20 protein-coding genes, 2 tRNA genes and 1 pseudogene are annotated in these 20,918 nt (G+C 61.8%); 12 read left to right on the top strand and 11 right to left on the bottom strand.

Features of this window, described 5'->3' with window-relative positions:
- Positions 1 to 7: 7 nt before the first annotated feature.
- On the bottom strand, positions 8 to 961 hold the full coding sequence (locus AC13F2_RS05925) for a hypothetical protein (RefSeq protein WP_482964421.1): 954 nt from the start codon (positions 959 to 961) through the stop codon (positions 8 to 10).
- Positions 948 to 1,739, bottom strand: coding sequence for a uroporphyrinogen-III C-methyltransferase (gene cobA / locus AC13F2_RS05920; protein ID WP_067684593.1), 792 nt, complete (start codon positions 1,737 to 1,739; stop codon positions 948 to 950). Before cobA ends, AC13F2_RS05925 begins: the two co-directional genes overlap by 14 nt.
- A 606-nt stretch (positions 1,740 to 2,345) precedes the next feature.
- On the opposite strand from cobA, the gene AC13F2_RS05915 reads away from it, so the two are divergent.
- Both AC13F2_RS05915 and AC13F2_RS05910 read left to right on the top strand, forming a co-directional pair.
- Positions 2,346 to 3,527: a hypothetical protein gene (locus tag AC13F2_RS05915; protein ID WP_482964422.1), complete on the top strand. Its 1,182-nt coding sequence runs from the start codon at positions 2,346 to 2,348 to the stop codon at positions 3,525 to 3,527.
- Positions 3,528 to 3,711: 184 nt separating this feature from the next.
- A complete protein-coding gene (locus AC13F2_RS05910; RefSeq protein ID WP_482964423.1) occupies positions 3,712 to 5,346 on the top strand; it encodes a recombinase family protein in 1,635 nt (544 codons plus the stop codon).
- On the opposite strand, the gene AC13F2_RS05905 is transcribed toward AC13F2_RS05910, so the two are convergent.
- Positions 5,317 to 5,392: transfer RNA gene (locus AC13F2_RS05905), tRNA-Thr, on the bottom strand. The genes AC13F2_RS05910 and AC13F2_RS05905 overlap by 30 nt on opposite strands.
- Before the next feature lie 22 nt (positions 5,393 to 5,414).
- A tRNA-Cys gene (locus AC13F2_RS05900) sits at positions 5,415 to 5,488 on the bottom strand.
- A gap of 125 nt (positions 5,489 to 5,613) precedes the next feature.
- Here AC13F2_RS05900 and AC13F2_RS05895 point away from each other — a divergent pair.
- Positions 5,614 to 6,393, top strand: coding sequence for an acyl-CoA thioesterase (locus tag AC13F2_RS05895; RefSeq protein ID WP_482964424.1), 780 nt, complete (start codon positions 5,614 to 5,616; stop codon positions 6,391 to 6,393).
- A 41-nt stretch (positions 6,394 to 6,434) separates the two neighbouring features.
- Here the strand turns inward: AC13F2_RS05895 and AC13F2_RS05890 are convergent, their stop codons facing one another.
- From AC13F2_RS05890 to AC13F2_RS05875, 4 genes and pseudogenes are all read right to left on the bottom strand, one after another.
- Positions 6,435 to 7,661: an ATP-binding cassette domain-containing protein gene (locus AC13F2_RS05890; RefSeq protein ID WP_482970457.1), complete on the bottom strand. Its 1,227-nt coding sequence runs from the start codon at positions 7,659 to 7,661 to the stop codon at positions 6,435 to 6,437.
- 163 nt (positions 7,662 to 7,824) lie between these two features.
- Positions 7,825 to 8,004: pseudogene (locus tag AC13F2_RS05885) on the bottom strand (ATP-binding cassette domain-containing protein); the annotation flags it as partial.
- A gap of 141 nt (positions 8,005 to 8,145) precedes the next feature.
- Entirely contained in the window at positions 8,146 to 8,943 is a 798-nt protein-coding gene (locus AC13F2_RS05880) for a crotonase/enoyl-CoA hydratase family protein (protein WP_482964425.1), read from the bottom strand.
- A 60-nt stretch (positions 8,944 to 9,003) separates the two neighbouring features.
- Positions 9,004 to 10,185 (bottom strand): LL-diaminopimelate aminotransferase, encoded by a 1,182-nt coding sequence (locus AC13F2_RS05875; protein WP_103022252.1) that lies wholly within the window; start codon positions 10,183 to 10,185, stop codon positions 9,004 to 9,006.
- Between the two features lie 135 nt (positions 10,186 to 10,320).
- On the opposite strand from AC13F2_RS05875, the gene AC13F2_RS05870 reads away from it, so the two are divergent.
- The 5 genes from AC13F2_RS05870 to lptG all read left to right on the top strand — a co-directional run bounded on the left by AC13F2_RS05870 (position 10,321) and on the right by lptG (position 16,085).
- Positions 10,321 to 12,186, top strand: a complete 1,866-nt coding sequence (locus tag AC13F2_RS05870) for a PHA/PHB synthase family protein (RefSeq protein WP_482964426.1) — start codon at positions 10,321 to 10,323, stop codon at positions 12,184 to 12,186.
- 107 nt (positions 12,187 to 12,293) lie between these two features.
- A complete protein-coding gene (locus tag AC13F2_RS05865; RefSeq protein WP_482964427.1) occupies positions 12,294 to 13,097 on the top strand; it encodes a phasin family protein in 804 nt (267 codons plus the stop codon).
- A gap of 209 nt (positions 13,098 to 13,306) precedes the next feature.
- Complete coding sequence (gene clpS / locus AC13F2_RS05860; protein WP_196846962.1) at positions 13,307 to 13,669, top strand: ATP-dependent Clp protease adapter ClpS; 363 nt, start codon at positions 13,307 to 13,309, stop codon at positions 13,667 to 13,669.
- Between the two features lie 85 nt (positions 13,670 to 13,754).
- On the top strand, positions 13,755 to 14,975 hold the full coding sequence (lptF, locus tag AC13F2_RS05855) for an LPS export ABC transporter permease LptF (protein WP_103022248.1): 1,221 nt from the start codon (positions 13,755 to 13,757) through the stop codon (positions 14,973 to 14,975).
- Positions 14,976 to 14,984: 9 nt separating this feature from the next.
- Positions 14,985 to 16,085 (top strand): LPS export ABC transporter permease LptG, encoded by a 1,101-nt coding sequence (lptG, locus tag AC13F2_RS05850; RefSeq protein ID WP_103022247.1) that lies wholly within the window; start codon positions 14,985 to 14,987, stop codon positions 16,083 to 16,085.
- A gap of 100 nt (positions 16,086 to 16,185) precedes the next feature.
- Here the strand turns inward: lptG and AC13F2_RS05845 are convergent, their stop codons facing one another.
- On the bottom strand, positions 16,186 to 17,283 hold the full coding sequence (locus AC13F2_RS05845) for a fatty acid desaturase family protein (protein WP_482964428.1): 1,098 nt from the start codon (positions 17,281 to 17,283) through the stop codon (positions 16,186 to 16,188).
- 148 nt (positions 17,284 to 17,431) lie between these two features.
- Between AC13F2_RS05845 and AC13F2_RS05840 the strand changes: the two genes are divergently transcribed.
- Positions 17,432 to 18,595, top strand: coding sequence for an N-acetyltransferase (locus AC13F2_RS05840; protein ID WP_482964429.1), 1,164 nt, complete (start codon positions 17,432 to 17,434; stop codon positions 18,593 to 18,595).
- Between the two features lie 120 nt (positions 18,596 to 18,715).
- Complete coding sequence (locus AC13F2_RS05835; protein WP_272019826.1) at positions 18,716 to 19,147, top strand: response regulator; 432 nt, start codon at positions 18,716 to 18,718, stop codon at positions 19,145 to 19,147.
- Here AC13F2_RS05835 and AC13F2_RS05830 read toward each other — a convergent pair.
- Both AC13F2_RS05830 and AC13F2_RS05825 read right to left on the bottom strand, forming a co-directional pair.
- On the bottom strand, positions 19,116 to 19,481 hold the full coding sequence (locus AC13F2_RS05830; protein ID WP_397489188.1) for a hypothetical protein: 366 nt from the start codon (positions 19,479 to 19,481) through the stop codon (positions 19,116 to 19,118). The genes AC13F2_RS05835 and AC13F2_RS05830 overlap by 32 nt on opposite strands.
- Before the next feature lie 74 nt (positions 19,482 to 19,555).
- Positions 19,556 to 19,915, bottom strand: a complete 360-nt coding sequence (locus AC13F2_RS05825) for a hypothetical protein (protein WP_482964430.1) — start codon at positions 19,913 to 19,915, stop codon at positions 19,556 to 19,558.
- Positions 19,916 to 20,030: 115 nt separating this feature from the next.
- Between AC13F2_RS05825 and AC13F2_RS05820 the strand changes: the two genes are divergently transcribed.
- Entirely contained in the window at positions 20,031 to 20,405 is a 375-nt protein-coding gene (locus AC13F2_RS05820; protein ID WP_103022241.1) for a VOC family protein, read from the top strand.
- Positions 20,406 to 20,432: 27 nt separating this feature from the next.
- Entirely contained in the window at positions 20,433 to 20,915 is a 483-nt protein-coding gene (locus tag AC13F2_RS05815; RefSeq protein WP_247714177.1) for a prolyl-tRNA synthetase associated domain-containing protein, read from the top strand.
- The last annotated feature ends 3 nt before the right edge of the window (positions 20,916 to 20,918 follow it).

The raw sequence follows: 20,918 nt of genomic DNA, 5'->3' as shown, positions 1-20,918 counted from the left end.
CGCTCCCTTACAGATACCAGGCGGTGATGAAGGCGAGGTCTTCGCCGCGATAAACCGGCAGGGCGACCATGCTGCGATAGCCGGCCGGAAGCCCTGTTCCGTTGCCGACGATGTGCGGAAGGCCGGAGCCAAGCACCTGCCCGACCGGCCCCTGCCAGGCCCCGACGGTGACGATATCGACCGGCGGATTCTGCTTGGGCCATAAAGGACCCTCGCGTTCGCAAATGCCGTCGATCAGCATGGCCGCCCGGCGCGGGCCGACCCGTTCGGGACGGGCGTCCCAGATTTCGAACCGACGGGCGAGCGGGGTCTGCGATCCCGAAAGCAGCGTCACGATCCAGGTCCGATCGTCGGGAGACGGAACGGGAATGCCCAGCCCCGTCTTGAGGCCCGCTTCGCTCGCGCTCTGTCCCCGGACGAAACCGTGATGCGATCCGATGGCGCGCATCAGCACTGGCATTTCAGCGGACCAGACGCCGCCCGGAAGCCCTTGGCCCGGCGCGAAGGCGACGGTCTGCGAGACTTCTTCGAATGCCTGCGCAGCGCCATAATAGCCCGCATCCAGACGCAGGCGATCGCCAGCTTCTGCCCACAGTTCGATCGCGCCGAGCTGTTCATCCGCATCGCCGCAGAAGACGACCGCCACCGCTTTCAGCGTCGTTTCGGAAAAGACGGGGATGGCAACCGCGCAGGTCAGCCCTGCCTCGGTAGCAGCCTGCGCGCGCAGGAAATAGGAGCCGTCGAATTCCTTCAGCACGACGGGGCGACCTTCCGCCCAGGCCTTGCCGGGCAATCCTTCGCCATGCGCGAAAACGGTCTGCGCGGAGGTTTTCGCGAAGGCATCCAGCGCGCCGTAATTGCCGCCGCCCGACTTGAGCACATCGCCATCGGGCAGCCAGATCTCGGCGGCCTTGATGAAGGAGGATGGGTCGCGGCTCGCCATAATATCACTCTCCGGCATGGGCGACCTCTCGTGCAGGCATCGCGCGCGCAACAGCCGCGCCGTGCAGCGCCTCGCCGATCAGGATCACCGCAGGCCCGTCACCCAGCGCGGATTTTGCGGCCAGCGGCAGCAGGTCCAGCCGGGTGACGAAGCTTCGCCGGACGGGCAGGCTGGCATTTTCCATCAGCGCGACGGTCGTATCGGGCGCGAGTCCGGCTTCGATCAGGCCCGAGGATATATGCGCGGCTGCGGCCTTGCCCATATAGACAGCCAGCGTGGCCTGCGGATCGGCCAGCGCGGCCCAGTCCACGTCCGGCACAGCCCCCTTGCTGGTATGCGCGGTGACGAAGGTCAGCCGCCTGGCAAGCCCGCGCGAGGTCAGGGACAGGCCCAGATCGGCTGCAGCGGCGCTGGCGGCGGTGACGCCAGGGCAGATCGACACCGGAATGCCCGCCGCACGGCACGCTTCCAGTTCTTCGTTCGCCCGCCCGAAGATCGACGGATCACCGCCCTTCAACCGCACGACCCGCTTGCGCGCCCGTGCCGCATCCACGATCAGCGCATCGATGGTACGCTGGTCCCGCGAATGTCGGCCCGCCCGTTTGCCGACCGACACGTATTCGGCTTCCGGCCCGATCAGGTCCAGCACACCGGGCCCGACCAGTGCATCGTAGAAGACGATATCCGCACGCCGCAGCAGCCGCTCCGCCTTTCTGGTCAGCAAATCCGGATCGCCGGGTCCCGCCCCTACGAGCCACACTGTGCCGGGAGCGAATTTCCGATCGCCACTCCTCACCGCCGCAACCTTGCATCAAGGGTCGGTCCCGACGGTTTCGCCTTGCGGATCAAACGCATTTTTAGCCTCCGAACGTGAACCCAAAACGCAAAAAAGCCGCTGCGACGTGCGATCCGGGAGGATCGGTCGAGCGGCACCATTGCCAACAAATCTAAGATATCATCGGATGGTCAAACACCCTACGCTGGGCGAATCCGATTGAAGACCGAAAGTGGCTAATATTTTGGTGCAATGCAACAAAAAAATCGGCCTGAATTCCCGACTTGCCGATAGTGCGGCAAAGAGTGATCGCGAAGAAGCCCCATTATTGGGGGGCAAGGCCTAGCAAAGTCGCCCGTGTCGCCCATCAGCAGAGTGGCATATGCGGGTAGGCGAGCAGACGCGGGCTGACCGCGCCATCATGCATAGTGAATGCCCCACTCTTTGAGCAGGCTGTTGCACTTTTCGGCAAAGGCGAATGGCCGCTTTCTGGGTTGGGCAGCGATAGTCGGAATGGCTTGAACTGGGCGCAAAGCTGACCATCGGAATCAGTGTGGCGAGCGGCAAGTCGCCAACGGAAGCATACTTCAGACCTCAAAAAAGAGGAGTAAGTCAGGACAGACGGCAATGCGCCGCATGATCATACCGATTCGCGCAGACCAGACGCGGTGTCAGAGGTCTCAAGCGAACGGTGATACAATGGATGAAAATAGTTCTTTCGATAGCGAAGATCGGCGTAATCTCCTTAATCTTCCTGAAGGCGAACCAGCAGCTCGAGCTACAGAAACCGCAGAACACTCTCAGGAATTTATGAGTCCGGCGCAGGATGATGCGCCGATGGAGGAGTTCGGAGGAGAATGGCCAGCCGAGTCCCCAAACTCTGCGTCAGAAGTCGAACCCAGCAAGACAGAGTTTGATGCCCCGCCGAGACTGGAAGGAGAAATTACCCTTTCTCTCGGTGATCTGAGCGACTGGAAATACCACTGTGCGGTCATGTCGAAGCAGTCCGACGCAGCAGACGCGGCATTGGTTTCAGCAGCCGTCGATCCCGAGTTTCTCCCGCCCATTGAAGTCATTGAGGGCGGCAATGGCAAATATGCGGTCAAGGACGGGCATCGCCGCGTGCGAGCACTTCGAACCGTTCATCACAACAAGATGGACACGCTGATCAGATGCATCGTCTACACCGGAACCGAGGAGCAAGCTGTACGCGATATGTGTGACGACGCGGTCGGCACGGCGATGCGAACCAAAATTCAATCAGCTATCGCCGTCCGAAACCTCCACCGGATCACGGGTCTGACTCAGGTCGCTATCACCGAACAATATCCGGCCCTCAAGAAGGATCAGGTCAGTCTGATGATCAAGGCGGCCGGCGTATTCGAGGAATATCCTGTCGTCTTCAATCTTCTTCGAAGGCCGGACCGAGTGTCGATAGACACATGCGTCCGCATTCATGACCGGATGAAGGACGCCGGTGACGAAGAAGTTGGCGCCTTCATTGCGAAGGCAGAGGATCTCGCAGCCGAGGGCGCCTCTTTCACCACCACCGAACTTCTTGAAGCTTTCGGCATCGATGGACCGGCTAAGAAGGCCGGTGGGCTGAAGGCCGACCCGTTCGAGCCAGCCGACCGTACGGAGGTCTTCGGAGATGACGACCAGGTGGTGGGATCTCTCGACATGCATTCCGACAATGTCACACGCCTGCGGCTACCCGATCCGAACGCTATGACCATCGAGGAACGGGAAGTTGCAGCAAAGGCATTCATCAAACAGATCTATGCCTATTTCGAACTGGATGCCGACTGATGTCTCGCAGGCCAGATCGTTCACTGGATAGCGCTTCGCCGACATTGTCTCGGCGAAGCGCTCCCCGGCGGGTCGCAATGCGAAGCGACCTACCTTTGGACTTGCCAGTCAACGCCCAGGAGATTCAAATGATTGCCGAAGCGATGGGGTCGGCTGTCGCAGCCTTGTTCGAGGAGGATAGCTGATGGTCACGCGATCAGGTGGAAAGAAAACCAAGTTGCGGGCTGCCCTCTATCTGAGGCTGTCAGTCGACAAGGAGGACGGCAACGCTCAATCCATTGACGCGCAACGACATGCCGGCATGGAATACGCAGGACGCAATGACATCCAGATCGTTCGAGAATACGTCGACAGCGGGCTAAGCGGGACACTTTCTAGGCGTCCCGAATTTGATCGGATGATAGCCGAAGCGACGAGCGCCGAACGCCCAGTCGATGTCGTGTTGATCTATCGCCAAGCGCGATTCGCCCGAAATACGCGCCTGTTCCTGAACACCATACACACTCTGTCCGAGTGCGGTGTCGAGATGGTCAGCATTACGGAGAACTTCGGGCAAGGCCGTAACAAGCTCATTTCTCAGACCATTACCGCGCTAATGGATGAGCAACGAGCAATCGATGACAGCATCTATACGCGGAAGAGCCGCCGGGAGAACGCTCGCAAAGGCTTCTTCAACGGCGGGCCGGTGCCCTTTGGCTACCGTACCTTCGTGGCTCAGACCGATGGGGACAAGCGCCGCATGAAGCTGGAGCTTGTTCCCGAGGAAGCGGCCATCGTCCGCGAAATCTTCGACTGGGCAGATATCGGGCGTGGAGGCCGTTGGATCGTCAAGACGCTCAATGACCGAGGCAGCACACTGCGAGGCGCCAAGTTCAGCAACGGAAACCTGGCAGGTATTCTCGGACGCCTTGCTTACACAGGTCGCTACTTTGATAAGACGAAGAATGACGAGGGCCAGGTGCCCGATCGCGAGGAGTGGATCGAGGTACCATGTCCGCGCATTATCAGCGACGATCAATTCGAAAGGGTATCCGCTCTTCGCTCATCGCGCGCTCCGACGCGCATGCCTCCACATCAAGCGGCAGGCACGACCCTTCTCTCCGGCATCGCGAGATGTGGAATGCCTGATTGCGGCGCTGGGATGACGATCGGATCAGGCACCTCTCGCAGTCGCAAAAAGTATTATTACTACAAGTGCAACTGCCGCACGAACGTAGGGCAGCGATGCCGCTGTCCGAACGTACGACGCGAAGTTCTGGACAAAGCGGTCTTCTCGGCTGTTCAGAAACGCATTCTCGCACCCGACAGGCTGCGTGAGCTCCTGAAGGGTGTCCTCGAGTTAAGTGATGCGAAGCGGCAGAAACTTGAGGAAGAGTTTTCGCACGCCTCGGCCGAACGCACTCGCCGAAGGACCGCTATCGATCGCCTGCTCGGCCTCATCGAGGACGGGGTCATGAAGGCGAGCGATCCGGAATTTGCCCACCGCCTCGCTGAGCATCGCGAAACGATCGCCGCCATTACCGGTCGCATCGAGGTCATCGAAAGCCAGCTCGCTCGGGGCAGCCGCAAAATCACGCCAGCCGTGATCGAGAAATTTTCACAGCAAGTCGCTGAGAAGCTTCAGGACGAGGACAGTTCGCTGCGCTCGGCATACCTCAGAATGTTCGTTTCCGAGGTGTCGGTAAGCGATCAGGGCGTCCAGATTTCTGGTTCGAAATTAGTGCTGGAGCGCGGACTGGCAAAGGGGCTCCCCCGGTTGGAGGGCAGTGTTCCCATCTTTGACCAGAAGTGGTGCCGCTTAGGTGACTCGAACACCTGACCCCATCATTACGAATGATGTGCTCTACCAACTGAGCTAAAGCGGCACTTTCGCACTGCTGCGAGAAGTGGAGGCCCGAGCCGGAATCGAACCGGCGTGCAAGGATTTGCAGTCCTCTGCGTAACCACTCCGCCATCGGGCCTCGCCCGGCCTCTCGGCACGGGAAGCGGCGCACTAGCGATTCTCGCACCCAAAGGCAATCACCACATGACACCTTACGTAACGTCAGTCTTTACGCGTGGCCGGTTAGCGGCAATGTGATCGACCATGAGCATTGCCAATCTTCTCGATCCGATCACAGCCCAAGGCGGGCAAACACGCTTTTCCGGTCTCGACCAGTGGATGCAGGGCCGGACGCTTTACGGCGGTGCATCGGCGCTTGTCGCCTATACTGCAGCCACCCGCGCTTTTCCCGATCTGCCACCCCTTCGCGCCGCACAGGTCGCCTTCGTGGCGCCGACCGGATCAGATATCGAGGTCAGACGCGAAATCGTGCGGCAGGGGCGCAATGTGACGCAGGTGCGCAGCGAACTGTGGTGCGAAGGCCAGTGTGCGCTGAGCGCTTTCTGGCTGTTTGGCACCCTGCGCGAGGCGAATGCAGTCCATCCCGCTGCGCCGATCGAGGAATGGCCCGGGCCGCCCGAAGATGCCGAGGATGCCATGAATGGGAAGGGGCCGGCCTTCATCACCAATAACTTCGAGATTCGCCGCGCGCAGGATGTGCGGGGCCCGGGCGCGCCGATCGTGCGGCGGTGGGCGCGCCTGACCGATCGCGACGCGCTCGATCCGATATCGCAGCTCATTCTGATGGGCGATGTGCTTCCGCCAGGCGCGATGCGAGTCATGAAACGACAAGGTCCGCTCAGTTCGATCAACTGGTCATTCAACCTGCTCGACACCGAACCGACCACACGGGATGGCTGGTTCCTGTCGGAAAATGCCAGCCAGCACGCCGATCACGGCTATTCTTCCGAGCGGCTTCGCCTCTGGAATGCCGACGGCCATCAAATGCTGGACGGTATGCAGAGCGCCGCGATCTTCGGCTAGGTGCAGGAGACCGAGCGGGCGCCGAGCCCTCTCTGTTGCGGCTAGAGACAGATTTCCCGCTCCAGCGCGATAGCCCTGCGAAATGCCGCGTCATGGCTGACGCACAGAATGGCACCGTCATAATCGCGTAAGGCCTTTTCGAGCAGTTCGATCGCGTCGATATCAAGGTGGTTGGTCGGTTCGTCGAGGATCAGCAATTGCGGCGGATCCGGCCGCGCGAACAGACAGGCCAGAGCCAGCCGTACCTTCTCCCCGCCGGACAGCGCACCTGCCAGCCGGTCGGCCCAGTGGCCCCGAAAGCCAAACCGGGCCAGCGCAGCATGCGCCTCCTGCCGATCCAGCGCCGGATTGTGCCGTCGCATCGCGGCGATCAGCGTTTCATCATCACCCAGCAATGCCAGGTGCTGGTCGAGCACGGCGATACGATCCCGGTCCGCTTCGATCTGCCCGGTGGCGGGTTCGGCTGCACCGGTCAGCAGGCGGGTGAGGCTGGTCTTTCCGGATCCGTTCGCCCCGACGAGCGCGATACGCTCGGGGCCGCGGATATGGATGTCGAGCGGGCCGAACAGGCGGCGCGGGCCGAAATCGCTTGCCACACCCGAAGCATCGACGAGCACATGGCGCGAGGACAGCCCGCAGGAGCCAAGCTCGATATGCACGGACACCACGCGCTCGACACGCGATTGCGCATCGCGCAGCGCCTCCTGCGTTGTACGGGCCAAATCCTCCCCGACAGCCAGCGTGCGGGCGCCAGTCTTCTCCGCCCGCTGCTGCTGGGCATGGAGACGCATTTTGGGTTCCGCCTTGCGCGCGGCGACGGCGCGGCCGCGCTTGTCGCGCCGAGCCTGCTTTTCCATTTCACGCTGCTGGGTGCGCTGCGCCGCCTTGTGATCCGCCTTTGCCGTCTCGAGCGCGTCGATCGCACGAGCGCGCTCCCCATCGCGATAGTCGCGAAATGCCGACCAGGCACCGCCGAACACCGTGGCCCCGTTCGTGGTCAGATCGACGATGCGGTCGACGTTTTCGAGGAGTTCGCGGTCGTGGCTGGCGCACAGGATCGCCCCATGCCACCTCGTCAACAGCCGGATAATGGCATCGCGCCCGTCGCGGTCGAGATTGTTGGTCGGTTCGTCGAGGAGTAGGATAGCGGGTTCGGGAAGCAGCAGCGCGGCCAGCTTCAACCGCATCCGCTCTCCGCCGCTGAAGCTCGCATAGGGGCGGGTCCAGTCGACGGCAGGGAGATCGACCTGCGCCAGCGCCGCCTCCAGTCGTGCCGACAGGGTCCAGTCGGCACGATCGATCGTCGTCGCGCGGCCTGCGCTCCTCTATCCGCCGCAGCCGCGCCAGGTCTTCCGCAGCACCCAGCACATCTGCGACGATGCGATCCCCTGCAATGCTTTCCTGCCGCAGGAAGCCGATGGCGCCATTGCATAGGATGGAGCCGGAGTACGAACCGTCACCCGCGATCGCGCGCAACAGAGTGGTCTTGCCCGACCCATTCCTGCCGAACAGACCGACGGCTTCGCGACCGACGGTCAGCGATAGGGCTGGGAAAAGCGGAGTACCGTCGGGAGTCGCGACGGACACGGAATCGAGAACGAGATTGGGCATGGATCACCGGAGCAGAGAATTGTCGGAAAGGACGAATTTTCGCTCAGATGTTCATCGATGCCTTGCTCCTGTCAGTTCGGCCATACCGGGCCGCGCTCGCAATTTGGCGACGGATGTCGCAAAGTGCAAGCGGTCAGCGCCTCAGTCGGCGAAGCGCGGCGGGCGCTTTTCCATTTCCGCCATGACCGCCTCGACCTGATTGGGCGTGCGCATGATGCCATCCTGTTCGCGGCTTTCTGCCAGAAGGATGGCATCTTCGCCCTCTTCCTGCATGACCTTGAACAGGCGCTTGGAGCCGCGGATGGCATCGGGGTTCTTGCTGGCGATGGTTTCCGCCAGCGCGGTGGCCCTGGCCAGAGGATCTTCGTCGATCATGGTGGCAAAGCCCAGGCCGAGAGCCTCTTCGCCAGAGAATTCGCGGTTGGTATAGGTCAGCTCGCGGAGGGTGTCGTCACGCACCAGGCCGCGCCACAGGGCATAGCCGCCCATGTCGGGGACGAGGCCCCACTTCATTTCCATAACCGCCATGCGCGTTGCCGGATGGACCACGCGGATGTCGGCGCCGCTGGCGATCTGGAGGCCGCCGCCGAAGCAGACGCCGTGGACGGCGGCGATGACGGGGACGGGGCATTTGCGCCAGGTCATGGCGGCTTCCTGCGCGCGGTTGGCATTGCCGTGCGTGCGGTCGACGAGCTTTGCCTGCGGGTTCGAGCCGCCGGCCGCCATGCTGGACAGATCGAGCCCGGCGCAGAAGGCGCGGCCTTCGCCCGATAGGACTGCCACCCGCAAACCCTTCATTTCGCGCAGGGCCTGGCCTGCTTCCAGCACGGCTTCGAACTGCGCGCCATCAAGCGCATTCATCTTGTCGCCGCGCGTGAAGCGGACCTGTGCCACGCCATTATCGGCGAGATCGATCGAAACGCGATCCTGGAAATTCATGCCTAAATCCTCTCTCCCGGCGCCGACGGTTCGCCGCCTACATGTCAATCATACGTTTGATCAGCCGTGTTCGGCGAGAAAACGCTTCACGTTTCGGGCAGCCTGTCTGATGCGCTGTTCGTTTTCGACCATGGCGATGCGTACGAAGCCTTCGCCTTCTTCGCCATAACCCACACCTGCCGCGACCGCGACGCCGGCATGTTCGAGCAACTGCTTGGAGAATTCCAGGCTGCCGACATTATGAAAGGCTTCCGGGATCGGTGCCCAGGCGAACATGCTGGCGGGCGGCGAGGGAATATCCCATCCGGCGCGGCCGAAGCTTTCGACCATCACATCGCGGCGATGCTGATAGCGCGCGCGGTTTTCTTCCACCACGTCCTGCGGCCCGTTGAGCGCAGCACAGGCGGCCGCCTGGATCGGAGTGAAGGCCCCGTAATCGAGATAGCTTTTCACCCGCGTCAGCGCCGAGATCAGTTCCTGATTGCCGACCGCGAAACCCATCCGCCAGCCGGCCATGGAATAGGTCTTGGACATCGAAGTAAATTCGACTGCCACATCCTTAGCACCGGGCACCTCGAGGATCGAGCGGGTGGGCTTCCCGTCGTAATAGAGTTCGGAATAGGCGAGGTCCGAGAGGACCCAGACCTTGTTCTCTTTCGCCCAGGCGACCAGCCTTTCGTAAAAGGCCAGATCGACCGTTTCCGCCGTGGGATTGCTGGGATAGTTCACCACCAGCACCGTCGGGCGCGGGACGGTATAGGCCATCGCGTTGTCGAGCGCCTTCCAGTAATGTTCGTCCGGCGTGGTCGGCACGCTGCGGATGGTGGCCCCGGCAATGATGAAGCCGAAGGTATGGATCGGATAGCTGGGGCTTGGCGCCAGCACCACATCGCCCGGCGCGGTGATGGCAGTGGCCATGGACGACAGGCCTTCCTTCGATCCCATCGTCACCACGACTTCGCGTTCGGGATCGAGATCCACATTGAAACGGCGGCCGTAATAATTCGCCTGAGCCTTGCGCAGGCCCGGTATGCCCTTCGACTGGGAGTAGCCGTGCGCGCTGGGCTTGGCCGCGACTTCGCACAATTTGTCGATCACATGCTGGGGCGGCGGGCGGTCCGGATTGCCCATGCCGAGATCGATAATATCCTTGCCCGAGCGCCGCGCCGCATGCCGCATCGCGTTCACTTCGGCGATGACATAAGGTGGCAGGCGCTTGATGCGGTAGAATTCGTCGGACATTCGAGCTCTTTCGGGCGTTGGTTGAGTCACACTGATTACCTATTCACCATGCAGGTGCAAACGCCGCAGGTGCAAGCAGACGCGTAATATCCTATTGCTGCCCAAACAGGCGCTTGAAACGCCAGAGGAGCGAGAATGACCGACGACGGCCCCGATCCCTTCACCAACATGTTCGAAGCACCCGCGAAATTCGCGCGCACGATGTTCGCGCCCTTCGCCGAGGCGAGTTCCGGAACGCCGCTGAGCGCGGAGGACATGCGCGAGTGGACCGCCGTCGGCGCGAAGCTGCAGGGGATGTGGCTGGAATACCAGACCGAGCAGCTGACCAATCCGCAGGCGCTGGCCGCCTATATGGACCCGACCCGCTGGATGAAGCTGGCGCAGGAATGGTACCGCCAGATGCCGATCGCCAACCCTGCGCAGCAACAGGCGCTGATGCAGGAAGGCATGGCGATGTGGCAGCAGGTGCTGGGACAGTACGGCCTTGGTCCGGATGGCCAGCCCGAAGCGAAGGGCGAGCCCGACCTGCCGCGCACGGACCGGCGCTTTGCCGATCCGCGCTGGCGTGCCCACCCCGCCTATGCGCTGATCCACCAGACCTATCTGTTCCTGGCCGAACGCGTGGCCGACATGGTCGACAAGATGGAGGGGCTGTCGGACGACAAGCGCGAACAGCTGCGCTTCACCACCCGCACGATCACCGAAGCGGCAAGCCCGGCGAACTTTCCGTTGCTGAACCCGGTAGTGATGGAGCGCACGCTGGAGACGCGCGGCGAGAATCTGGTGAAAGGCATGGAGCATCTGCTGGCCGATCTGCGCCGCGGGCAATTGTCACACACCGATGCCAGCGCCTTCAAGCTGGGCGAGAATATCGCCGTGACGCCCGGCAAGGTCGTTCACGAAACGCCGATGTACCAGTTGATCCAGTATTCCCCGACGACCGAAACGGTGCTGGACGTGCCGCTGGTGATCTTCCCGCCCTGGATCAACCGTTTCTATATCCTGGACCTCAATGCCAAGAAGAGCTTCGTGCGCTGGGCGGTGGAACAGGGCATCACGGTGTTCATGGTCAGCTGGAAATCGGCCGATGCCAGCATGAAGAACGTGATCTGGGACGATTACGTGCGCGCCCAGATGGACGCCATCGACCACATCCGCGAGCGGCTGGACGTGAAGAACGTGCACGCCATCGGATATTGCGTGTCCGGCACCACGCTGGCGGCGACGCTGGCACTGCTGCATCGCCGCGGCGAGCAGGACAAGGTGAAGAGCGCGACGTTCTTCACCGCGCAGATCGATTTCGAAAAGGCGGGCGAACTGCTGAATTTCGTCGACGACAACCAGCTGGGCATGGTCAAGGCGATGAGCGCCGATGGCTATCTGGACGGTCGTTATATGGCGGCGACCTTCAACATGCTGCGCGGCACCGATCTGATCTGGAATTACGTGGTCAGCAATTACCTGCTGGGCGAGGATTATCCCGCCTTCGACCTGCTGCACTGGAACGGCGATGTGACCAATCTGCCCGCCAAATGGCATCAGCAATATCTGACCGACCTATACCGCGACAACAGGCTGGTCGAAGCGGACGCGCTGAGCGTGGACGGCACGCCGGTCGATATCGGGCTGGTGAAAACACCGACCTATGTCCAGGCAGGCAAGGAAGACCATATCGCCCCTGCCGAAAGCGTCTGGCGGATCAACGATCATTTCAGCGGACCGCTGAAGTTCGTCCTGGCGGGGTCGGGCCATATCGCGGGCGTGGTCAATCCGCCCGATGCGAAGAAATACCAGTACTGGACCAATGACGGATCGCCGCGCACGCTGGCAGAGTTCCGCGAGGGCGCCGAAGAACATCCCGGAAGCTGGTGGCCCGACTGGATCGACTGGCTGCGTCAGCAGGACGATGCGACCGTACCCGCAAAGGGCAAGCGCAAGCCCGGCGGCAAGGGCGACACGGTCATCGAAGATGCGCCGGGACGGTATGTTTCGACACGCTAAGTAGCGGACGCGAATAGACTTTCCGGATTATTGTGCACTGCACAAAAAATCCTTGACTTCGCGGGTGCAATGCCTATTTTGTGCAGTGCAACAAAGCGAGGTCTCCCATGGCTGATAGCCAGAGTAAAATCGATGCGGCCGCTGAAAAGGCATTTGCCGACGCCGCCGAGAAAAAGACCGCGAATTCGGCCAAGCAGCCGGTAGACGCCAAGGCAGTCGAAAAGGCTGTCGATGCCGGAGCTTCCGCTCCGGTCAAGGCCGATGCCGTCGCTGCCGAGCCCGCCCCCAAGGCGAAGGCATCTGCAGGAAAGACCAAGCCGAAGAAGGCACTTGCAAAGAAGAAGAAGGCCGCACCGAAAACCGCTGCTGCCAAGACTACACCGGCGTCCTCGACCAAGGGCGCTCCTGCCAAGGCGACACCCGCCAAGCGCAGTTCGATTTCCCAGTTGAAGGATACGATCATGGCCACTGCCAACAAGACCACCAATATCGAATATACCGCCAAGGCGAAAGAAATGGCTGCCGACATGCAGACCCGCGCCAAGGCCGCTTATGAAAAGGGTACCGAAATGACCAAGGACGCCGTCGAGTTCCAGAAGGGCAACATCGAAGCGCTGGTCGAATCGGGCAAGATCCTGGCTGCCGGCATGCAGGACATGGGCCGCACCTATATGGACGAAGCCAAGTCGGCTGCCGAAACCGTCCAGGGCGACGTCAAGAAGTTCGCCGCGATCAAATCGCCGACCGAACTGTTCCAGCTGCAGGGCGAAATCGCCCGCCGCAATTTCGACGCCATGGTTTCGACCACGTCGAAGAACACCGAAGCCATGCTGAAGCTGGCCAACGAAGCCTTCGCACCGGTTTCGAACCGCATGAGCCTGGCCGTCGACAAGGTTTCGAAGGCCGCCTGAGCGCGTTCGACCGAATTCAATTCCGCCGGGCCCTCTCTCCTCTCTCCCAAAGCCCGGCGAATTGGACACCGTGGGCCGGATGGTTTCGAACCATCCGGCCCATTTTTTGTCGTTTACGCCGCGCAGCCGTGCTTTCTTGTCCTGCAAATGGCTTTGCTGGCCGCTGACGCCTTGCGATTTGGCAAACCGATACGATAATGGGTCACGTAATGTTTTATTCCCCGCCCCGCCTGCCCGTCCGCGCCGCCGGAAACGACGACGAATCGCGTGACGGCGAAGGCCAGCTGGGTATTGCCACCAAGACCCGGGCCAAGCCCAAGAAGCCGAGCCAGTACAAGGTTTTGCTGCTGAACGACGATTACACGCCGATGGAATTCGTCGTCATCGTGCTGAAGCGGTTCTTCAAGATGGACATGGAAGAAGCGACCCGGGTGATGCTGCATGTTCACCAGAAGGGCGTGGGCGTATGCGGGATCTTTCCGTACGAGGTCGCCGAGACCAAGGTCCATCAGGTGATGGATTTCGCGCGGCAGAACCAGCACCCGCTGCAATGCACGCTCGAAAAGGCCTGAATGCCCGGCCACGCCCACGAAGGGCATGACCTGCGCTCAAAAGCGCGCTAGGGCCGTGGTCCAAGACAACTGATCCGGCGAAATCTTGCTCAAGTTCCTGCCCAGCATCGACCGTTACATCTTCAGGCTCGTCATCGTGCCGATGCTGTCGGTCTTCGCCATCGCGGCATCGCTGCTGGTGCTCGACAAGATGCTGCGGCTGTTCGATTTCGTCGCGGTCGAAGGCGGTCCTGTCGGCGTCGTGTTCAAGATGCTGATCGCGCTGGTGCCCGAATATGCCAGCCTTGCCATTCCGCTGGGATTGCTGCTGGGCGTATTGCTAGCCTTCCGCAAGCTGGCGACCAGCAGCGAACTCGACGTGTTTCGCGCCGTCGGCCTCGGCTATGGGCGATTGCTGCGCGTGCCGTTTGCGATCACGGCCGTGCTGATGATCGTCAATGTGGCGCTGGTGTTCTTCATCCAGCCGGTCAGCCGTTATTATTACGAGCAGATGGAATACGAACTGCGATCGGGTGCGCTGGGCGCATCGATCAAGGTGGGCGAATTCACCACGCTGGCCGACCGGATGGCGCTGCGGATCGACGGCAGCGAAGACGACGGCCGCCGGCTGCAGGGCATTTTCGCCCGCGTGGCGAACGACAAGAACCAGGTGCTGTCGATTTCCGCCAAGGAAGGCGCATTCCTGGCGACGTCCGACAATCCCGACACGATCATCCTGCGCCTGACCAATGGCACCATCGTGCAGGAAACCGGCAGCCAGACGCCGCGCGTCCTTACCTTTACCCGCCACGATCTGCCGATCGACCTGCCCACGGTCGACCAGTTCCGCGCCCGCGGCGATGCCGAACGCGAATATATCCTGCCCGAACTGCTGCGGATCGGGTGGAATTCATCGCTGCCGGAAGGGCAGCGCGACGCCAGCCAGGCAAGCTTCAACTTCCGGCTGGTGGAAGTGGTGATGATGGCGCTGATGCCGCTACTGGCCGTGGCGCTGGGCGTACCGCCCAAGCGATCGACCAGCGCGCTGGGCGTGTTCCTGTCCATCGTGATGGTGGTCGCCTATCACAAGGTGAACCAGTACGGCGAAGATGTCGCCGCGCTGGGCCGGGTCGATCCGATCCTGGCATTGTGGGGGCCATTCTTCCTGTTCGCGGCACTGATCATATGGATGTACTGGCGGGTGGCGCATGTACCCGGCGGGCAGGCCATCGGTGCGCTGGAAATCTGGTTCGAGAAGATGACCAAGCGGATCGGCAGGCTGTTCCGTCGCCGTTCGGTCAAGATCGATCTGGCTGCGGCCGAATAACGGGATCCGATGCAACTCGACTTCTTCCCCTCGCGCACGCTGACCGTCTATCTGGCAAAGCTCTTCACCGTACGCATCGCGGCGATGCTGTTCGTCCTGGTGCTGGTGCTGCTGATGCTGGACCTGCTGTCGAAGAGCGGCGAAATCCTCGCAGTACCGGGTAACGGGCAAGGCGAATTGCTGACCTATGCGGGATTGCGCGTGCCGCAGCTTATTTCGCGCTTCCTGCCCTATTCCGTGCTGCTGGCGACGCTGATCACGCTGGTGACGCTGAACCAGAACAGCGAGGTGATCGCGATGAAGGCGGCCGGCCTGTCGGCGCATCAAGTGCTGGCGCCGCTGTTGCTGACGGCAGGCATCGTGTCGGTGGCGACCTTCGTCTTCAACGAACAGGTCGTGACGAAATCGACCCAGACGCTGAAGGCGTGGGAGGCGGTCGAATATGGGCCGATCCCGACGGAAAGCGGGGTGAAGACCAACGTCTATCTGACCGATGGCGACAATATCCTGACCGCCGCCTATGTCGCCGGATCAGGCGAGGCGATCGCCATGCGCAAGGTGACCTGGTACCGGCGCAATCCCGACGGAATGATCGTGGAGCAGATCGATGCTGACCGGGCACGCTATGCCGGGCCGGGATGGCGGCTCGAAGGGGGACTGACCCGCTTCAACGTCCAGAATGCAGTAACCGACGATCCGGCCAGCGTCGTGGTGGGCGAAGGGTTGTTGCCCGAACAGATCGACCTGGCGAAGATCGACCCCGATGGCGAACCCTTCTGGACGCTGGGAAGCTCGATCGCGGAATTCGAACGCGCCGGGCGCCGCACATCCGAACTGCGCGCGAAATGGTGGCACAAGATTTCCGGGCCGCTCTCGGCTTTCCTCATGCCGCTCCTGGGCGCAGTGGCCGCTTTCGGGCTGGCGCGGTCGGGCCAGCTGTTCGTGCGCGCGGTGATCGGGATGGCGCTGGGCTTTGCCTATTTCGTGGTCGACAACGCAGCGCTGGCCATGGGCAGTTTTGGCGGCTATCCGCCCTTCCTTGCAGCCTGGTCGCCGTTCCTGCTGTTCCTGCTGATCGGGGAAACCGTGCTTATCCGCACGGAAGAATAGGCCGGGAAAAAGTTTGGTTTACCCTGTCGATGGCAGGGTGAAATGCGAAGGCCGTTCCCACCCACCGAGGGGAGCGGCCTTTTTGCTGCGCAGCGCGCCGTCAGCCGCGCGGGCGCATGGTGTTGCGCGCGATCCGTGCGACCAGCACGCCCATCCCGGCGTGGTTCGCACCGTGATAGCTCGAGGTATTCTCCAGCTCCGCCACCAGCCGGCGATGGGCTTCGGGAAGGGAGTGGTAGGGCATCGAGGGCATGAGGTGGTGCAGCGCATGATAGCGCAGGCCCACGGGGGCCCACAGTTCGGCGATGCGCCCGGGCGGCGGCACGTTGACGCTGTCGAGGAACTGCGCGGTGACAGTCATCGCGTCGCCTTCGTTCTCCCACAGATGCGCGACCAGCGTGCGCAGCTGGTTGAGCACGGCAACCACGGAGAAAATCGCCAGGGCCACCAGCAAGGGCTTCCAGCCGAAAGCAAAGACACTGCCGATCAGCACCCAGCTCCACAGCATGCCGCCCAGCTCGAGCCAGAACACCCGCCGCGGCAGATCGCCTTCGGGAGGGCGGCGGCGAAATTCGGGATTGATCGCCAGCGCGCTGAAACGCTGCCACGTCAGCTGGCGCACGGGCCGAAAAAGCGCGCCCAGCGGCACCAGCACGGCGAAGCGGAACAGCAACGCAGCAGGCGCAAGAAGCGCGACGAGCACGAAGGTTGGCAGGCTGAGCGGCTTCATCAGCGCCAGCGGCAGATATTCGGGATCCGCGGTGGTCCCGTATTGCGTGCGCTTGTGATGCAGCGTGTGCACCTGTTCATACATGAAGGAAGGCGTCAGCATGGGGACACCGACAAGCGCGTTCCATGCGGTGCGGAAACCAGGCAAGGCACCGTTCCTGAAATGCGAAATTTCGTGGATGAACAACAGCGCGCGATAAAGCGCGAGTACGGCCAGAACGCCCAGACCGATGGCAAGAGGCACGCTATCGACAAGAATCGCGCCCGCCAGCAAGCCATAGCCGACCAGCGCCGATCCAATCATATCGGGCCAGTAGATGTCCGCCCGATGGTCGGAGATGTCCTTGGTCAGGTCGCGCGCGGCCCGGAGCATCGCCTTGTCATCCGGAATTTGCGCGTGCCAGCCCGATCCCGCGTCACGACGCGAGACGATATCGGCGGCCGAAATCTGTGTCTGTTGCACGTTCATTATTAAGCTTCCCGGGAGGCCTTAGCCGAAATAACGCGAGCGATACAGCACCCGCTGTCGATCATAGTGATCGCGCATCCGCGTTTCCTTGACAAAGATCAGCTAGCGCACTCAGGGCTAACGCAATCTGAACGAAGGTATTGCGCGAATGTCCGATGCAAATGTGGTGATTGAACTGGTCGAGGGCAAGGCGGGGCGGGCGGCCTTCGTCGACACCGGTCGCGACTTTGCGGCGCGTGAACCACACTGGGTCCCGCAACTGCGTTCCGAACAACTGGAACTGGTCAATCCGGAAAAGAACCCGTTTTTCGGCCATGCCGCACACCAGCTTTTCCTGGCCCGTCGCGGCGGCAAGCCGGTAGGCCGCATTTCCGCGCATATCGACCGCCTGGCGCTCGAACTGCCGCGCGAGCAGGGATTTGGCCCGGGCGCCGGCATGTTCGGCTATTTCGACGCCGAGGACGAAATCGTCGCCCATGCCCTGCTGAAGCGCGCTGAGGAATGGCTGGCGAGCCAGGGCATGAACCGTGCCATCGGGCCGATATCGATGTCGATCTGGGAAGAACCGGGTCTGCTGGTCAAAGGGCAGGATCACGATCCGATGATCATGATGGGGCATCACCCGGCCATCTACCGCGAATGGATCGAAAGTGCAGGCTATTCGCGTACGAAGACGTTGCTGACATATGATCTGGACGTAACCAGCGACTTTCCGCCGCTGATCCGCCGCATCGTGCAGTCAGGGCAGCGTAACGATCGCATCACGCTGCGGCCCGTCGATGTCAGCCGGTGGGACGAGGAAGTGGAAACCATCCTCGCCATCCTGAACGATGCGTGGTCCAACAACTGGGGCTTCGTGCCCTTCACCAATGCCGAGATCGCCTATGCCGGCAAAAAACTGAAGCCGATCATCCACCCCGATCTCAATCTGATCGCCGAACTGGACGGCAAGCCGGTCGCATTTATGCTGACGTTCCCAGATATGAACGACGTGCTGCGCAAGGTGGATGGCAAGCTATTTCCGTTCGGCTGGTTCCATATCCTTCGCTGGTTACGCAAGCCGCGGCGGATGGGCATGCGTGTACCACTCATGGGCGTGCTTCGAGAGCTGCACAATTCGCGGCTCGCCAGCCAGCTAGCCTTCATGATGATCAGCCAGATCCGTGACGTAGCGGTAGACAAATACGAGACCCGCCGGGCGGAAATTGGTTGGATCCTCGACGACAATCAGGGGATGATGGCGATTGCCGATGCGATACAGAGCACCATCAATCGCGAATATGCCATTTTCGAAAAGTCGCTGAACTCCTGAGAGTTATCGGCTGTCGTATTTGCGCCACGGCGTGGAACTGAAATGCAACTGCCGGGAACCCCGGCGGCCACCATCCCGTTGTTGGATGAAGCGCGGCACTCGCCAATTTCAAGAGACCCGATGAAGCAGCAATCCGTTACGACCGCGCGTAAGAAGCTGCCTGCCTTTGTGCTGGTGGTCGAAGATGACGCGGTGCTCGGCCTCACGATAGAGAATGCGCTGCTGGATGCCGGCGTGAAGCAGGTTGCCTTGTCGACGTCTACCGAAGAGGCGATGGAACATCTTCGCGACGAGCGCCCCGATGCGATCGTGCTGGACGTTCATCTGGCCGACCGAGACGATGGCTGGGCGATTGCCGAACTGGTCCGCACCCTTGGGCCGGACAGCCCGCGCATCATCTTTTCGACCGGTGCGCCGCAGGACATTCCCGAAGATATCGCCGCGCTCGGCTGCGTTCTGGAAAAGCCTTACGATGCCGCCATTCTGGTCGATTTGCTGCGCGAACCCGAAAAGAGGGGGCTTATTTCCCGCCTTCGCGACGTTCTTCGTTAGCTTCCACAGCGCGTAGCAGGCTGCGCATCATGTCACCGCCGACACGGCCTGCTTCGGGTGCCATCTTCCGCAATGTGAGAGCGGGATCGATATCCTGCGCTTTCTCACCCGCCATATCGGCGGCAGCCTGCGCCAGCGGGGCGATCGGCATGTCGAGCAGCACTTCGGTCATTGCCTGCATCATCAGCTTCATTTCGCGCTGGCGCTCTGGGTCGCGCAACTGGTGGCTCAGATCGCCAAGTGCCGCCACTGCATCATCCACATTAGCCTGCGCAATGGCAGGAGCGGGCAACGCGAGCGCACCGAGCATCACGGGAAGTACGAGTTTGCGCATGAAAGACCCCGGCGAAATCTGCGATTCGGTCAGCGATCTAGGCCCCGTGCGGTGACTTTTGTCTGAACGCACCTTCACAGCCCCGATGCGTCCAGCATCATCAGGCAGGCGGGCATTACCTCGTCGATCCGTTCGGGCGTATCGAGCAGATCCGCGCTCTCCCTTTTCACGAGCGCCATGATGGTTTCGCGATCCGCGCCGAGATCGTCCATCAGCCGTGCAGTGGCGCCGACGAAGAATTCCTGCCCCCGGGGCGCCATGGCGGGATACTGCGCTGCCGCAGCGTCCCCATCAGCCTGCTGGCGATGAACGATGCCGAAGGCGACCGAACAGCGCAGCGCGCTCGATTGTTCGAGCGTAAGTTTCGGCAGCGGCGGCGCGCCGGTCGTCGCTTGGGCTAGTGTCAGGGCGATGGGGGCGAGAAAGGTCAGCATGACGCGCTTCTAGACCTGCCAGTCTGAACCGCAAGCGACCAGCGCCAATCGCGGCTTGCCAGCCTATGGCGAGCGCTTAAGGTGGCGAATCGAAACTCAAAGGAGAGAGTACCGGATGTACAGTCACATGATGGTGGGTTCGAACGACATCGATCGGTCGAAAACATTCTACGACGCGACCTTCAAGGCGATCGGCGGAAAGGAAGCCATCGTCGACGAAAAAGGGCGCCTTATGTATCTTCATAACGGCGGTGCTTTCCTGGTCACCAAGCCGATAGACGGCAAGGATGCCACCCCCGGCAACGGCAGCACCGTAGGGTTTGCGATGACGCCGGAGCAGGCGGATGCATGGCACGCCGCTGGCGTGGCGAACGGCGGCACCGCGATCGAGGACCCGCCGGGCGAACGCCCCGGTTCGGGCATGTATCTCGCCTATTTGCGCGATCCCGATGGCAACAAGCTGTGTGCCCTTCACCGCATCGGATCGTAAAACCACGTGCAAAGAGGCGAAGCGGGATTGCTGGCCGACCTGGCGACGCTTGCGATCCCGTTTGCCGCGCATGAGCATGCCGCGGTTTTCACCGTCGAGGAGAGCCGGTCGATCGACGCGGATATTCCCGGCGCTCACACCAAGAACCTGTTCCTGAAGGATGCAGGCGGGGCTTTCTGGCTGGTTACTGTTCCCGCAAAGGCCCGGGTCGATCTGAAAGCCCTTCCCCATGCCATCGGCTGCAAACGCGTCAGTTTCGGCAAGGCCGATGATATGGAGCGCCTGCTGGGCGTAGCGCCCGGATCTGTGACGCCGCTGGCGATGATCGAGGCGCAGCCGGGCAGCATCACCGTGGTGATCGACGAGGAACTCGCCACAAGCGACCGGATGAACGTCCACCCCTTGCGCAATACCGGGACATTGGGCCTTGCTGGCGCCGACGTGCTCGCGCTGGTGCGGCACTGGGGTCACGACCCGGTGGTGGCGGCCGTACCGAAGAAGCCGGCCTGAAGG

The sequence above is a fragment of the Qipengyuania sp. L-5Y genome (assembly GCF_056859455.1).
Note: the sequence above shows the minus strand (reverse complement) of the source record. Positions and strands in the feature narration are given on the sequence as shown.

What these genes read in the sequence shown, in the direction of transcription:
- AC13F2_RS05830 (WP_397489188.1), bottom strand. Translation starts at nt 19,481, where the DNA reads ATGCGCAAACTCGTACTTCCCGTGATGCTCGGTGCGCTCGCGTTGCCC.
- AC13F2_RS05925 (WP_482964421.1), bottom strand. Translation starts at nt 961, where the DNA reads ATGCCGGAGAGTGATATTATGGCGAGCCGCGACCCATCCTCCTTCATC.
- lptG (WP_103022247.1), top strand. Translation starts at nt 14,985, where the DNA reads ATGCAACTCGACTTCTTCCCCTCGCGCACGCTGACCGTCTATCTGGCA.
- AC13F2_RS05910 (WP_482964423.1), top strand. Translation starts at nt 3,712, where the DNA reads ATGGTCACGCGATCAGGTGGAAAGAAAACCAAGTTGCGGGCTGCCCTC.
- AC13F2_RS05820 (WP_103022241.1), top strand. Translation starts at nt 20,031, where the DNA reads ATGTACAGTCACATGATGGTGGGTTCGAACGACATCGATCGGTCGAAA.
- AC13F2_RS05845 (WP_482964428.1), bottom strand. Translation starts at nt 17,283, where the DNA reads ATGAACGTGCAACAGACACAGATTTCGGCCGCCGATATCGTCTCGCGT.
- AC13F2_RS05840 (WP_482964429.1), top strand. Translation starts at nt 17,432, where the DNA reads ATGTCCGATGCAAATGTGGTGATTGAACTGGTCGAGGGCAAGGCGGGG.
- AC13F2_RS05875 (WP_103022252.1), bottom strand. Translation starts at nt 10,185, where the DNA reads ATGTCCGACGAATTCTACCGCATCAAGCGCCTGCCACCTTATGTCATC.
- AC13F2_RS05865 (WP_482964427.1), top strand. Translation starts at nt 12,294, where the DNA reads ATGGCTGATAGCCAGAGTAAAATCGATGCGGCCGCTGAAAAGGCATTT.
- AC13F2_RS05895 (WP_482964424.1), top strand. Translation starts at nt 5,614, where the DNA reads ATGAGCATTGCCAATCTTCTCGATCCGATCACAGCCCAAGGCGGGCAA.
- AC13F2_RS05870 (WP_482964426.1), top strand. Translation starts at nt 10,321, where the DNA reads ATGACCGACGACGGCCCCGATCCCTTCACCAACATGTTCGAAGCACCC.
- AC13F2_RS05880 (WP_482964425.1), bottom strand. Translation starts at nt 8,943, where the DNA reads ATGAATTTCCAGGATCGCGTTTCGATCGATCTCGCCGATAATGGCGTG.
- AC13F2_RS05915 (WP_482964422.1), top strand. Translation starts at nt 2,346, where the DNA reads ATGCGCCGCATGATCATACCGATTCGCGCAGACCAGACGCGGTGTCAG.
- clpS (WP_196846962.1), top strand. Translation starts at nt 13,307, where the DNA reads ATGTTTTATTCCCCGCCCCGCCTGCCCGTCCGCGCCGCCGGAAACGAC.
- AC13F2_RS05835 (WP_272019826.1), top strand. Translation starts at nt 18,716, where the DNA reads ATGAAGCAGCAATCCGTTACGACCGCGCGTAAGAAGCTGCCTGCCTTT.
- AC13F2_RS05825 (WP_482964430.1), bottom strand. Translation starts at nt 19,915, where the DNA reads ATGCTGACCTTTCTCGCCCCCATCGCCCTGACACTAGCCCAAGCGACG.